The sequence below is a fragment of the Achromobacter sp. ACRQX genome, from assembly GCF_022346505.1.
GTDB classification, from domain to species: domain Bacteria; phylum Pseudomonadota; class Gammaproteobacteria; order Burkholderiales; family Burkholderiaceae_B; genus Achromobacter; species Achromobacter animicus.
Genome location: NZ_JAKRML010000039.1, coordinates 18,109 through 31,240, shown reverse-complemented (window position 1 = coordinate 31,240; position 13,132 = coordinate 18,109). Strand labels below are relative to the sequence as shown.

General features: G+C 63.6%; 15 protein-coding genes and 4 tRNA genes. 14 read left to right on the top strand and 5 right to left on the bottom strand.

The window, feature by feature from the left end; genetic code table 11:
• Window positions 1-153 precede the first annotated feature (153 nt).
• Entirely contained in the window at window positions 154-690 is a 537-nt protein-coding gene (locus MHZ91_RS25495; protein ID WP_175137203.1) for an outer membrane protein assembly factor BamE, read from the top strand.
• 16 nt (window positions 691-706) lie between these two features.
• Complete coding sequence (gene dapB / locus MHZ91_RS25490; protein ID WP_175123167.1) at window positions 707-1,498, top strand: 4-hydroxy-tetrahydrodipicolinate reductase; 792 nt, start codon at window positions 707-709, stop codon at window positions 1,496-1,498.
• 111 nt (window positions 1,499-1,609) lie between these two features.
• Here the strand turns inward: dapB and murB are convergent, their stop codons facing one another.
• Complete coding sequence (gene murB / locus MHZ91_RS25485; RefSeq protein ID WP_239216278.1) at window positions 1,610-2,653, bottom strand: UDP-N-acetylmuramate dehydrogenase; 1,044 nt, start codon at window positions 2,651-2,653, stop codon at window positions 1,610-1,612.
• Between the two features lie 204 nt (window positions 2,654-2,857).
• Between murB and MHZ91_RS25480 the strand changes: the two genes are divergently transcribed.
• The 6 genes from MHZ91_RS25480 to MHZ91_RS25455 all read left to right on the top strand — a co-directional run bounded on the left by MHZ91_RS25480 (window position 2,858) and on the right by MHZ91_RS25455 (window position 4,625).
• A tRNA-Gly gene (locus MHZ91_RS25480) sits at window positions 2,858-2,933 on the top strand.
• 224 nt (window positions 2,934-3,157) lie between these two features.
• A tRNA-Gly gene (locus MHZ91_RS25475) sits at window positions 3,158-3,233 on the top strand.
• A gap of 145 nt (window positions 3,234-3,378) precedes the next feature.
• Window positions 3,379-3,454, top strand: a tRNA-Gly gene (locus tag MHZ91_RS25470).
• Window positions 3,455-3,509: 55 nt separating this feature from the next.
• Window positions 3,510-3,583 (top strand) — tRNA-Cys (locus MHZ91_RS25465).
• A 102-nt stretch (window positions 3,584-3,685) separates the two neighbouring features.
• Window positions 3,686-4,021: a hypothetical protein gene (locus MHZ91_RS25460; RefSeq protein ID WP_175123169.1), complete on the top strand. Its 336-nt coding sequence runs from the start codon at window positions 3,686-3,688 to the stop codon at window positions 4,019-4,021.
• A gap of 4 nt (window positions 4,022-4,025) precedes the next feature.
• A complete protein-coding gene (locus MHZ91_RS25455; RefSeq protein ID WP_239216277.1) occupies window positions 4,026-4,625 on the top strand; it encodes a DUF2946 family protein in 600 nt (199 codons plus the stop codon).
• A gap of 15 nt (window positions 4,626-4,640) precedes the next feature.
• Here the strand turns inward: MHZ91_RS25455 and MHZ91_RS25450 are convergent, their stop codons facing one another.
• Both MHZ91_RS25450 and MHZ91_RS25445 read right to left on the bottom strand, forming a co-directional pair.
• The gene (locus MHZ91_RS25450; protein WP_239216276.1) at window positions 4,641-5,096 is read right to left on the bottom strand and encodes a nuclear transport factor 2 family protein; all 456 of its coding nucleotides are present in this window, start codon (window positions 5,094-5,096) and stop codon (window positions 4,641-4,643) included.
• 118 nt (window positions 5,097-5,214) lie between these two features.
• Window positions 5,215-5,616, bottom strand: a complete 402-nt coding sequence (locus tag MHZ91_RS25445; protein ID WP_105237569.1) for a DoxX family protein — start codon at window positions 5,614-5,616, stop codon at window positions 5,215-5,217.
• 132 nt (window positions 5,617-5,748) lie between these two features.
• On the opposite strand from MHZ91_RS25445, the gene MHZ91_RS25440 reads away from it, so the two are divergent.
• From MHZ91_RS25440 to MHZ91_RS25420, 5 genes are all read left to right on the top strand, one after another.
• Window positions 5,749-6,681 (top strand): LysR family transcriptional regulator, encoded by a 933-nt coding sequence (locus tag MHZ91_RS25440; protein ID WP_239216275.1) that lies wholly within the window; start codon window positions 5,749-5,751, stop codon window positions 6,679-6,681.
• Between the two features lie 10 nt (window positions 6,682-6,691).
• A complete protein-coding gene (locus MHZ91_RS25435) occupies window positions 6,692-7,273 on the top strand; it encodes an NUDIX hydrolase (protein ID WP_239216274.1) in 582 nt (193 codons plus the stop codon).
• A complete protein-coding gene (aat, locus tag MHZ91_RS25430; RefSeq protein ID WP_239216273.1) occupies window positions 7,270-8,040 on the top strand; it encodes a leucyl/phenylalanyl-tRNA--protein transferase in 771 nt (256 codons plus the stop codon). Before MHZ91_RS25435 ends, aat begins: the two co-directional genes overlap by 4 nt.
• Window positions 8,041-8,124: 84 nt before the next feature.
• Window positions 8,125-8,862: an arginyltransferase gene (locus tag MHZ91_RS25425; RefSeq protein WP_175137197.1), complete on the top strand. Its 738-nt coding sequence runs from the start codon at window positions 8,125-8,127 to the stop codon at window positions 8,860-8,862.
• A gap of 62 nt (window positions 8,863-8,924) precedes the next feature.
• Window positions 8,925-9,968 (top strand): quinone-dependent dihydroorotate dehydrogenase, encoded by a 1,044-nt coding sequence (locus MHZ91_RS25420; protein ID WP_239216272.1) that lies wholly within the window; start codon window positions 8,925-8,927, stop codon window positions 9,966-9,968.
• A 128-nt stretch (window positions 9,969-10,096) separates the two neighbouring features.
• Here MHZ91_RS25420 and phaP read toward each other — a convergent pair whose 3' ends face one another.
• Window positions 10,097-10,675 (bottom strand): TIGR01841 family phasin, encoded by a 579-nt coding sequence (phaP, locus tag MHZ91_RS25415; RefSeq protein ID WP_105237564.1) that lies wholly within the window; start codon window positions 10,673-10,675, stop codon window positions 10,097-10,099.
• A gap of 381 nt (window positions 10,676-11,056) precedes the next feature.
• On the opposite strand from phaP, the gene MHZ91_RS25410 reads away from it, so the two are divergent.
• Entirely contained in the window at window positions 11,057-12,034 is a 978-nt protein-coding gene (locus MHZ91_RS25410; protein WP_056568785.1) for a tripartite tricarboxylate transporter substrate binding protein BugD, read from the top strand.
• A 100-nt stretch (window positions 12,035-12,134) separates the two neighbouring features.
• On the opposite strand, the gene MHZ91_RS25405 is transcribed toward MHZ91_RS25410, so the two are convergent.
• Window positions 12,135-12,998, bottom strand: a complete 864-nt coding sequence (locus tag MHZ91_RS25405) for an IclR family transcriptional regulator (RefSeq protein ID WP_175123176.1) — start codon at window positions 12,996-12,998, stop codon at window positions 12,135-12,137.
• Window positions 12,999-13,132 lie beyond the last annotated feature (134 nt).

Sequence of the window (13,132 nt, the reverse complement as noted above, 5' to 3'; positions counted from 1 at the left end):
GTGTAATCGCTCTCCGTCCGCGTTGGCATGGGCAAGGACTGGGGTCACCGCAAGCCGGCTCGCCGAATTCATGCCGCCTCGCGGAACTATCCTGATGAAACCTTTATGATAACGGTTTTGCTTGCTTCCAAATAATAGGGGCGCGTAGTGTCCATGTTTGCACGTATTCCCTCCCGCTCTCTGAAGACCGGTTTGGCCGTCGCCGCCCTGGCCGTCGCCTTGGCGGGCTGCACCTCAAACAAATGGGGCTTCCCTTACAAAGCTCCGGTCCAGCAGGGTAACTGGATCACGCAGGAACAGGTCGCACTGCTCCAGCCCGGCATGACCCGCGAACAAGTCCGCTTCGCGCTCGGCAGCCCCACGCTCACCAGCGTGCTGCACGCCAACCGCTGGGACTACCCGTATTACTTCAAGCCCGGTTACGGCAACTCGCAAGAGCGCAAGTTCACCGTCTGGTTCGAAAACGACCGCCTCGTGCGCTGGGAAGGCGACAAGCAGCCTGATCTGCAGCCCTACCAGATCAACACGCCGGATGCCGTTGCCGACGAAAAGGCCGACAAGCGTCTGAATCGGGACGAAGAGCGTATCAAGCAAGAGCAGGACGAACAGAAGCGCGACGCCGATGCGCCCGTCAGCCCGCTCAACCAATACCCAGGCCAGCCGGGCAACGCGCCCGAGCCGCTGCTTTAAACCGAAGGACTTTTTTATGCGTATTGCTATCGCCGGCGCCAACGGCCGCATGGGCCAGATGCTGATCGAGGCCATCCTGAAGGCCGACGGCCTGGAGCTGGCTGTTGCGCTGGACGTTCCGGGCTCTGCTTCGCTGGGCCGCGATGCCGGCGCCCAGCTGGGCAAGCAGACGGGCGTGGCCATCACGGATGATCTGGACGCCCTTGCCGGCGCCGATTGCCTGATCGACTTCACCCGCCCGGAAGGCACCCTCAAGCACCTGGAAGCCTGCGTCAAGCACGGCGTGAAGGCCGTCATCGGCACCACCGGTTTTGACGACAATGGCCGCGCCGCAATCGAAGTCGCTGCGCAAAAGACCGCCATCGTGTTCGCCCCCAACATGAGCGTGGGCGTCAACGCCACGCTCAAGCTGCTGGACATGGCGGCCCGCATCCTGAACGCCGGCTATGACGTCGAAGTGTTCGAAGCGCACCACCGCAACAAGGTCGACGCGCCTTCGGGCACGGCGCTGAAGATGGGCGAAACGATTGCGTCCGCCTGGGACGTTGCCCTGCCCGACGTCGCCACCTGGAGCCGCCACGGCGACACCGGCGTGCGCAAACCCGGCACCATCGGCTTTTCGGTGCTGCGCGGCGGCGACATCGTCGGCGATCACACCGTGTCGTTCTGCGGCATCGGCGAGCGCATCGAAATCACGCACCGCTCGTCCAGCCGGGCCACCTACGCGGAAGGCGCGCTGCGCGCGGCGCGCTTCCTCGACGGCAAGAGCAACGGTCTGTACGACATGCAGTCGGTGCTGGGCCTCTGATCCGGTTCACGGCGCTAAAAATAAAGGACCCCTCGGGGTCCTTTTTTCATGCCGTGTTCTTGCGGTTCTTTTGGCGCGGCCGGCTAGGCGCGGCCAGCCAGGTCCGGCCGGTCACACCACGACGGGTTCCGGCTCCAGCCGCACGCCATAACGGTCAGCCACGGCGTCTTGCACCGCTCGCGCCAGGCCCATGATGTCCTCGGCCGTGGCGCCGCCTCGATTGATCAGCACGAGCGCCTGCCGGTCATGCACACCCGCCGCGCCCAACGCCTTGCCCTTCCAGCCGCATTGATCGATCAGCCAGCCGGCGGCCAGCTTGTAGCGGCCATCGGGCTGCGGATACGACACCAGGCCGGGAAAACGCGCCGCCAGCGCTTCACGCTGCGCAGCCGGCACGATCGGATTCTTGAAGAAGCTGCCCGCATTACCAGTGACGGCGGGGTCCGGCAGCTTGGCTCGCCGGATCTCGCAAACCGCCTCGAACACGTCGCGCGCGCTGGGCGCTCCGTCCGCCAGCCGCGCATGACGTTGCAGATCGGGATATTCCAGCACGGGCCGCCAGGGGCGCGGCAACGCAAAACGCACGCTTACGATGATCCAGCGGCCAGGTTCATCATGTTTGAACGTGCTGTCGCGGTATGAAAACCTGCACTCGGCCGCCCGCATTTCCACGAAGCGTGCCTCGCGCACATCCCAGGCCGTCAGACTGTGGAACCGCTCCTGCAGCTCAACGCCGTAAGCGCCGATGTTCTGCACCGGCGAGGCGCCGACGGTACCGGGGATCAACGCCAGATTCTCCAGGCCGTCCCATCCCTGCGCCACGCAGGCCGCTACGAATCCGTGCCAGCTCTCGCCGCCCGCGGCTTCGACGATCCATGCGTCCGGCCGCGCCTCCAGCAGACGCACGCCTTCGAACGCGACGCGCGCGACCAAGCCCGGCACGCACTCTGGCAACACCACATTGCTGCCGCCGCCCAACACCAGCAGCGACGGCGCCGCTTGCGCGAGCGCCGACAAGGCCGGCAATTGCGCCGGATCGCGCAGCGCGACGAAGGCGTCGGCCCGGGACGCGAGTCCCAGCGTATTCAGACGAGTAAGGTCCTGCACGGCCGGAGACAACGAATCGGACGCGGGTCCGGCGAAGGAATTTGACATGGGTGCTACGTGGTGTGCTATAGTTTCTGTCTTCGCTCAGTTTACTTGATTGAGTGCTTGACCCGATTTGAAGTTCGAATCGAAACGGCCACAGCGGCTCAGGACAAGCTCAAAAAATCGTGCTAGACTGCGCGCCTTCTGATCGATAACCAAGTTGATCAGAGTGAATAAGAAAAGCGGTTCTGAGCAGTTTGCGGAACCAATGCGGGAGTAGCTCAGTTGGTAGAGCGCAACCTTGCCAAGGTTGAGGTCGCGAGTTCGAGACTCGTCTCCCGCTCCAGATTTTGATGTGCAGCTTTCTCAAAGCTGCACATCATTGAAAGCAAGGGCCGAAAGGCCCTTTTTTCATGCCTGAAGAGCCAGTTCATGCAGCACATGCGAGCCGGCTTGATGGATGAAAAAATTAATGTATACTCTCGCCTCGCTGATTGGACAGCCGCCAGATTCTTGAAGATTCTTCTTGAAGACTCAAGCGCACAGCCAGCGATGAGGGTATTAGCAAATGCGGGAGTAGCTCAGTTGGTAGAGCGCAACCTTGCCAAGGTTGAGGTCGCGAGTTCGAGACTCGTCTCCCGCTCCAGATTTCGGTCTGCCGTGCAAAGACCCTTAAAAGTATGTACAATCGCTGTCTTTGGTGAACAGCCCTGATACCAAAACAGGCATTCATCAAAACAAGCTAAAGCTTGTAGCTTAGTAGTAATAAGCAGTACCCCAGCAGTACCCCCGCGGGAGTAGCTCAGTTGGTAGAGCGCAACCTTGCCAAGGTTGAGGTCGCGAGTTCGAGACTCGTCTCCCGCTCCAAATACAAAGAGGAAGCATCGGCCAACACCGCGCTTCCTTTTTTCTTGCAAGTGCTGGCGCAATGGCAGAGTGGTTATGCAGCGGATTGCAAATCCGTGTACGTCGGTTCGATTCCGGCTTGCGCCTCCAGCATCTTTCCCCCCTTCTCCCCAGCATCTCGTTACCCATCCCTACGCCCGGTCAGCCGGATGATTGTTATGGTGACCCCGTTTTCATTTGAACGATGAGTCCATGCACAACATCCCGGTATCGCAACCGCGCCGCTTCACTGCCCGCCCTGCTTTCCTGAGCCTGTCCGCCGCCGCGCTGATCGCGCTAGCGCCGCTGGCTGCCGAGGCGCATGACAAGCACCATCACCACCGCCACAAGGGCGGCGAGTATAAGGAAAAGTATTGGGATGGCGCCTGCAAGGTCGAGCGCAAGTGGAAGCGCAACGGCGACTACAGCGAAAAGCGCAAATGCCGTGACGACTATGCTTATGGCTACGCACCGCAACCCGTGGCGGTGCCCGTGATGCCGGTGCAACCTGGCATCGTCATCTCGCCCACGATCGTCATCCGCCCCTGAGATCATGGATCAATCGGTAAAGGACGCCCTCGCCCGCTGGCCGAATGTGCCGGCTGTCTACGGATGGCTGTCACTGGATGCGCGCGGCCGCTGGCGCCTTCATCCGCAAGGACATGCCAATGACGGCGGGCCGGGCGAGCCGATCACCAACACACAGATCCTGGAATTCATCAGCCGCAATTACGAACGCGACGATGACGGCCGCTGGTTTTTCCAGAACGGCCCGCAACGGGTGTTCGTGCGTCTGGACGCAGCGCCCTTTGTGATGCGCCTTGCCGATGACAATCGCGGCCTCATCACGCACACGGATGCGACCGTCGACGCAGTCAGCGCGTGGTGGCTGGATGATGAAGGCCAGCTCTACGCATCGACGCCGATGGGCGCCGGCATCGTGCTGGACCGCGATTTGCAGCCGCTGCTGGAGATGATGCGGACGCAAGCTGGTGGTCCGCTGCTGGACGCGCTGGCCGAACTGGCGGCTAGCCATTCGATGACAGCCGTCTGGCCTGACGTGTACGCGGCAGCGCCGCTGCACGCAATCGCGCAGGCAGACATCGCCGCGCGCCTGGGATTTGACCCCGCCCCGCACGCCCCCGCGGCCTGACGGGCCAGCGCAAACTCAGAACATCCCGTTGCTGTTGGCGGCCTTCTCGGGAATCGGTTGCACGGCATCCCAATGTTCGACGATCTTGCCGCCTTCCAGGCGAAAGATGTCGATGATGGCGTTGCCGCGCGTACCCGGCTCGCGCACGGCGTGGACATGCAGGATGACGTAATCGCCATCCGTGAACACGCGCTTGATTTCGCTGTGCGAGGCGGGATACTTGTCGCGCAGGAATGCGATGAATTGCCGGAAGCCCTCGGGGCCGTCGGCCGCGTTGGGATTGTGCTGCACATAACGATCGCCCACGTACTTGAGCGCGGCGTCCGCGTCTTTCTGGTTCAAGCCTTTTTCATAGAACGCCAGGACGGCAGCCTTGTTGGCGGCTTCCTGTTCGGGCGTGGCTTGCGCGGCGCAGGCCAGGACGGAAAACAGCAGTGCGGCAAACGTGCGCATGAACATAGGCCGGGACATAACGACTCCAGATAAAAAAAGGCGAAGCCATTCTATGGCCCCGCCTTCGCGCGGGCCACGTCCGGCCCGGTAAACAGATTGATGCGCGTAGCGCTCAGTGGCTTGACGCCGCTATGGCTCAGCGGCGGCCGCTTTTGACCAGCGCGAACTTGCCGTCGCCCAACAGCGCCAGGACGGCAGCCGCCACGGTCAGAAAAATCGGATATTCCCAACCGCCGCCCGGGTTGCCGAAGCCCCAGCCATTGCCAAAATGGACCGTCGACGCCGCGAAGAGCTGCACCACGGCAATCGCAGCGACCCAGCGCGGCACCACGCCCAGGATCAGCAGGATGCCGCCAGCCACTTCGAAAAACGTGACGGGATAGGCCAACCAGCTGGCAAAACCGATCTTGGCAAAGAACTGGGCGGTGCCGGGCAGCGTGAACACCAGCAGCTTGGTCAGGCCATGAGCCAGGAACATCACGCCCAGCGCCACGCGCAAGAGCAACGCAGCATACGGCGCGGTACGGGAATCAATCATTGCAATCATCCTTGTGCAGAAAAGCGAATCGCCCGGAGCAGGCAGATCCTTCATGGGCCGTATTCTTGCGATTCCAAAAACAAAGATAAACATGCAGAATTGCAAATTATTGTTCCTCGATAGGAAACAATCTTGGACACCCATACGGCCATGCAGACCTATGCCAAGGTCGTCGAACTGGGCTCATTCGCGGCAGCCGCCGACAAGATGGGCCAGGCGCGATCTGTGGTGACGCGGCAGATCGCCTATCTGGAGCAGAAGTACGGCGTACGCCTGCTGAATCGCACGACGCGCAAGCTCAGCATGACGGACGCCGGACGCGCCTTCTATGACCGCGTCCGGCCCATTCTGGCGGAAGTTGCCGACCTGGAGCTGTCGCTGCAGGCGGAAGGCCAGCGGCCCAGCGGAAGATTGCGGGTCAGCGCGCCCGTGTCCTTTGGCATCCTGCATCTGGGGCCAGCCATCGCCGAATACCTGCAGCGCTATCCGGACGTGGTGATCGACCTCGACCTGAACGACCGCGTGGTGGATCTGGTCGAGGACGGCTACGACGTTGCGGTGCGCATCGGCCCGCTGGTGGATTCGTCGCTGGTGGCCAGGCCCCTGGCGCCGCAGCAACTGCTGGTCTGCGCAGCGCCGTCGTACCTGGAGCGCCACGGCGCGCCGGCCGTGCCTGAAGACCTGAAGCAGCATCGCTGCCTGCACTACGCCTACGCCAGCACGGGCAATGAATGGCATTTCGAGAAGGACGGCGTGACGCATCTGGTGCGCGTGAACGCCGCGTTGCGGGCCAATAACGGCGACGTGCTGCGCACCGCTGCACTGGCCGGCCACGGCATCATCCTGCAGCCGGAATTCCTGGTCGGGGATGACATACGCGCCGGACGTCTGACCGCCCTCTTGACCTCCTATGCCCACACGCCGATTTCCATGGTCGCCGTCTACCCGCACCGCCGCTTTCTGTCGCCCAAGGTCCGGTCGTTCGTCGAACACCTGGAAGCGCGGTTCGGCAGCCCCGCGCCCACGCCGCCGGCCCGGCGCGCCACGACCCGCCGCAGCCGGTAGAATCGTACCCATGACCGCCAAATCGCCCCTCGAATACTTCCCCGCCCCGCGCCGTTCCCACTTTTGCAGCCAGTGCGGCTCTCCGGTAAACCGCCGCGTGCCGGAAGGCGATAACCGCGAGCGTGACATCTGTGATCACTGCGGGGCGATCCATTACCAGAATCCGCGGCTGGTGGTCGGGACCGTGCCCGTCTGGGAAAACCACATCCTGCTCTGCCGCCGCGCGATCGAACCCCGCTACAACACGTGGACCCTGCCCGCCGGCTTCATGGAGCTCGGCGAGAGCACGGCGCAAGGCGCGGCGCGGGAAACGCTGGAAGAGTCGGGCGCCAAAATCCAGTTGGGCGACATCTACACCATCATCGACGTCCCGCAGATCGAGCAGGTGCACGTGTTCTATCTCGCCCAGGCGGTGGGTCCGGAACTGGACCCGGGCCCGGAAAGCCTGGAAGCGCGCTGGTACGACGAATCCGAAATTCCCTGGGACGACCTGGCCTTCCGCACCGTCGCCAGCACCCTGCGCCTGTTCTTCGAGGACCGCAAACGCGGCACCTTCGGCCCGCATCACTACACCCTAGAATCCCACCGTTGAAACTGCCCTGGCTCGCCGCCGACACCCCGTTTCCTCCTGCGGAATTCGCGCTGACGGATCCGGACGGCCTGCTGGCCGCGGGCGCGGACCTGTCGCCGGAACGTCTGACCCAGGCCTATTCCAACGGCATCTTTCCGTGGTACTCGGAAGGCGAGCCCGTGCTTTGGTGGAGTCCGAATCCGCGCATGGTGCTGCCCGTGAAGGACTTTGCGCCGTCGCACTCGCTGCGCAAGCTGCTCCGCCAGATCGCCGCCCGGGAATACGAGGCCACGCCCAGCGTGCAGGTGCGGGTCGACACCGTGTTTCCCGAGGTCATGGCGGCCTGCGCCGCGCCGCGCGACGGCCAGCCGGGCACGTGGATCACCGCAGCCATGCAGGACGCCTACCGGCAGTGGCATGACGCCGGCGTCGTGCACAGCATCGAAACCTGGATTGACGGGGAATTGGCGGGCGGACTGTACGGCATCAGCCTGGGACGCATGTTCTTCGGCGAATCCATGTTCACCCGCGTCCCGAACGCCTCGAAGATCGCGCTCGCGCATCTGGTTCGCTACCTGGACGCGCAGGGCGTCGAATGGATCGATTGCCAGCAGCAGACGCGGCATCTGGCCAGCATGGGCGCGGCTCCCGTGCCACGGGAACACTTTCTGCGGCATGTTCGGCAAGCCACTCAACAGCCCGGCATTCCGTGGTCACGCGGCCGGCTGGACACGCGCGGCCAACTGCATCCGGATACACCCGAGGGGACGGATTGCAGCCCGAGTTAAGCGTTAATATGGAGCCACTCCCGTCCCGGGTTTGCCGCCTATACGCGGGATATCCGATACGCCAGCTCCCATGAGCCAGCTCCAATGAGCCAGCTGAAAGAACTTCCCTTCTCCACGCTGCAGTTCTACGCAACCGCCCCCTACCCCTGCAGCTATCTGCCGGGTCGCCAGGCCCGGTCGCAGGTTGCCGCGCCCGGGCATCTGATCAACGCGGGCACGTATTCCCAATTGGTGGAACAAGGCTTTCGCCGCAGCGGTCTCTTCACCTATCGTCCCCATTGCGACAACTGCCAGGCCTGCATTCCCGTGCGCGTGGATACGGCCGGCTTCGCCCCCAACCGCAGCCAGCGCCGTGCGTGGCGCGATCATCAGCATCTGCAGTCGTTCGTCGCGGAGCTGGCATGGTCGCCGGAACACTACCGGCTCTATACCCGGTATCAGCAGGGCCGGCATCCGGGCGGCGGCATGGACGAGGACAGCCGCACGCAGTACGCGCAGTTCCTCTTGACCAGCCGCGTCAACACCCGGCTGGTCGAGTTCCGCAACGCCGAGGGCGTGCTGGTGATGGTCTCCATCATCGACGTGCTGGACGACGGCCTGTCCTCGGTCTACACGTTCTATGACCCGGACATCGCCGATGGCCTGGGCACGTACAGCATTCTCTGGCAGGTGGAACAGTGCCGCGCGCTGAACCTGCCGTGGCTCTATCTGGGCTACTGGATCGCGGACAGCCGCAAGATGTCCTACAAATCGGCCTTCCGTCCGGCGCAGTTCCTGGTCGACGGGGAATGGCGCGACAGTCCCGAGCGCCCGCCCGCCTGAATCTGTTGCGGCGTCGTTTGCAATCGACGGAGACGGAGCAAATCGCTCTACAATCCCGGCCCATGTCTATCCTCTTCCACGCCTATCCCCTGGCCCGCCCGGCGCTCTTCGCCATGGACGCGGAAACCGCCCACGAAGTCACCCTCTCGGGCCTGCAGCGCGCCTATGAATGCGGCGCCACGCGCAAGCTCATGCACGCGCAGCCCAAGGCGCCCTGCACGCTGATGGGGATGCAGCTGGCCAACCCGATCGGGCTGGCCGCCGGCCTGGACAAGAACGGCGCCTACATCGACGCGCTGGGCAACCTGGGTTTTGGCTTTATCGAGGTCGGCACGGTGACGCCGCGCGCGCAACCCGGCAACCCCAAGCCGCGCATGTTCCGCCTGCCGCGCGCCAATGCGCTGATCAACCGGCTGGGCTTCAACAATCAGGGGCTCGACGCCTTTCTTGCCAATGTGCAGCGCAGCACGTGGCGCAAGCAAGGCGGGATCCTGGGGCTGAACATCGGCAAGAACGCGGACACGCCCATCGAACGGGCCGCCGACGACTACCTGATCGGCCTGGACGGCGTGTACTCGCATGCCGACTACGTCACCGTGAATATCTCGTCGCCCAACACCAAGAACCTGCGTGCGCTGCAAAGCGGCGACGAGCTTTCTGCGCTGCTCGCGCAGTTGGCCGACAAGCGCCGCGCCCTGGAAGACCAGCACCAGCGCCGGGTCCCGATGGCGGTGAAGATCGCGCCGGACCTGACCCATGAGGAAATCGACGCCATCGCCGAGATCCTTCCGCGCCACGGCATCGATGGCGTCATCGCCACCAACACCACGCTGTCGCGCGACGCGGTGAAGGGCCAGGCCCACTCGGAGGAGGCTGGCGGCCTGTCCGGCGCGCCCGTGCATCAACTGTCGCTGGCGGTGATCCGCCGCCTGAAGGAACGGCTGGGCAATAGCCTGGCCATCATCGGCGTGGGCGGCGTGCTGTCCGGACGGGAAGCCCGCGAAAAGATGGAAGCCGGCGCCGACGCGGTGCAGCTCTACACGGGCCTCATCTACCGTGGCCCCGGGCTGGTTGGCGAATGCGTACGCGCCGTCGCGTCCCGCTGACGGCCGATAAAGACAAAAAACGCAGGCAAAAAAAGGGGCCACCCTGTGGGTGGCCCTAATTCCAGCTCTGCTCTGTCACTCAACAGTACTACATTACTGCGCTTTGCGCAGCACCGTGCGCCAAATACTTAGGCGCTGCGGCGGCTGCGGCCGGCAACCTTGGTCGCGGCGTCGGCGGCGTCCGTGGCGGCCTTGAAGGTCGCGTTGGCGGCGGCGTTCAGGTTCGACTCGGCGACTTCAGCGGCCTGCTTGGCAGCCTTGGTCATCGAATCGTAGGCGCTGGTCGCGGTGGCCAGCGAGGACTTGATCAGGGCGACGGCGCTTTCGGAACCGGTCGGGGCGTTCTTGGAGAACTGGTCGACGGCTTCGCTCAGCTGTTGCTGGCTTTCGGCGATCTGTTCTTCGGTCAGCTTGACCAGGCTGCCTTGCACGCCGGCAACGATGTCATACACGTGCTTGGTGTAGGCCAGAGCCTTTTCGGCGCCCGGTTGCAGCAGGCCCGTCGCGAACGCGGCGGCTTCCTGCGGATCCTTGACTTCAGCGGCTTGCTGCGACTTCTGGGCGACTTCGTCCAGGGTGGCCTTCACGACCTTCAGGTTCAGTTCGACCAGCTTTTCGAAGCCGGCGAAGACGGCGGTCTGGGCGGCCACGATGGTGTTGATGCTGGCCTTTTGACGGTCCAGAACTTGTTGCGGAATTGCGCTCATAGGATGCTCCTCTCAGGGTAGCCGGAGGCTGTCCGGCAGTAAGGATGGTTGTCTGCGACGAAATAAGAAACGTGCGCGGAAACTGGTACTACAAGCTACCGCCGGCCCGTTTGATGCACTGCACAATTGCCATTCTAGACTGGGTAAAAAACTTGTCAAGCAGTTTTTGTGCGGCGCAACAAGTGTTTGCACTTTAACGGTGCGCCCGCCTGCCGGGGCTTGATTCTGCTCAACGAATTCCCGGAACTCGGGAAATACCGGACATGACGCGGTATCAATTCTTTTCTACACTGTTTTCACGCTGATGACCGACAAATACCAATGATATGTCAGCGAAAGATAACTAATCGCAGCAAGCAAAACCCTGCAATCGGAGACCTCATGACTTTCATTCCCCGCACGCTTTCGGCCCTGCTCGCGGCCGGTGCCCTGTTCGCGGCCGGCGCCGCGCACGCGGAATATCCGGAACGCCCCATCAACATGGTGGTGCCGTTCGCGGCAGGCGGCCCGACGGACAACGTCGCCCGCTCCCTTGCGGAAGCCATGCGGCCCAGCCTGGGCCAGACGGTCGTCGTTGAAAACAAGGGCGGCGCCGGCGGCACCATCGGCACCACTCAGGTCGCCCGTGCCCAGCCGGACGGCTATTCCATCCTGTTGATGCACGCCGGCTTCTCGACCGCCCCGTCGCTCTACAAGAATCCGGGGTATGACCCCTTCACGAGCTTTGAGCCGGTCGGCCTGGTGGTCGACGTGCCCATGACCATCGTCGCCCGCTCGGACTTCCCGCCCAACACCATCGCCGAACTGGCCGACTACGTCAAAAAGAACAAGGACAAGGTCTCGCTCGCCAACGCGGGCATCGGCGCCGCCAGCCACCTGTGCGGCACGATGCTGGTCGAAGCCCTGGGCGTGCAACTGCTGACCATCCCGTACAAGGGCACCGCGCCCGCCATGAACGACCTGCTGGGCAAGCAGGTCGATCTGATGTGCGACCAGACCACCAACACCACGCAGCAGATCGAAGGCGGCAAGGTGAAGGCCTACGCCGTGACCAGCCTGAAGCGCGTTCCCACGCTGCCCAAGCTGCCGACCATGGACGAGTCCGGCTACAAGGGCTTTGAAGTGGGCATCTGGCATGGCATGTGGGTGCCGAAGGGCACGCCCAAGCCTGTCGTGGACAAGCTGGTCAAGAGCTTGCAGGCCGGTCTGGCCGATCCCAAGTTCCAGGAGCGCATGAAGCAACTCGGCGCCACCGTGCTGACGTCGGAAGCCAACCCCGATGCGCTGACCGCCAAGGTCAAGCAGCAGGTCCCGCAATGGGCCGAGCTGTTCAAGAAGGCCGGCATCGAAAAGCAATAAGCCCGCTTCAAGAGGCCGCCCGCTTCGGCGGCGCCTCTTGCGGCAACGGCCCATAAAAAAGCCCCCTCATGGGGGCTTTCTGTTTTGGCGTGCGCCGCAGCTACGGCCGCATGGCTTCGGCCGCCAGACCCAATCCGTTGAAACCCGAGGACACGGAGGGCTCGTAGCCCAGCGCTTCGGAAATGCTGGCGGCAGTTTCGACCAGCGCCTTGATCCAGTCGTCCTGCAGCCGTTCGGCCGGCGCCGAGATCGACAGCCCCGCCACCAGCTTGCCGGTGTCGTCAAAGATGCCGGCGGCGATGCAGCGTACGCCCAACTCCAGCTCTTCGTTATCGCGGGCGTAGCCGTGGCGGCGCACCAGGGCCAGTTCGCGTTCCAGTTTGTCCAGATCGGTCAGGCTGTTGCGCGTATGGCCGGCCAGCCCCGTGCGCAGCGCGTAAGCGCGCACCTGGCGCGTGTCGCCCGTGGACAGAAACAGTTTGCCGGTGGACGTCAGGTGCAGCGGCGCGCGGCCGCCGATGGCCCGCACCACCTGCATGCCGGAGCGTTCGCTCCAGGCGCGGTCGATGTAGACGATTTCGTCGCCCTGCTGGACGGAAAGATTGATGGTCTGCCCCGTCAGCTTGTGCAGCGACCGCATGGCGGGAATGGCCGCTTCGCGCACGTTCAGACGGCCCTTGACCAGCGATCCCAGCTCCAGCAGGCGCATGCCCAGCTGATACAGCCCGTTGTCGACCCGCTCGACATAGCGGCCGACGACCAGGTCGTTCAGGATGCGGTGGGCGGTGGAGGCGTGCAGACCGGTGGTGGCCGACAGCTCTTTGAGCGTGACCGGATCCGGTTGAGCGGCCAGGGCGTCGAGCAGACGCATCGCGCGTTCGATGACCTGAATGGCGATCGGATGGGCGGAAGCGCCTTCGGTTTCGGCGTCCAGCGGATTGCGAGGGGTGGGAAGACGGGCCATGGAATTTTGGGCTGGCGCCGCCACGCAAGACACGCGTTGCGGCAATGCAGCAAACAGTTCTTATCCCGTATTGTGAAATTTACCGGCCGGTTTGGCAAATGGTATTTGCGCAGCGGGCGCGACCGGCGGTGCCC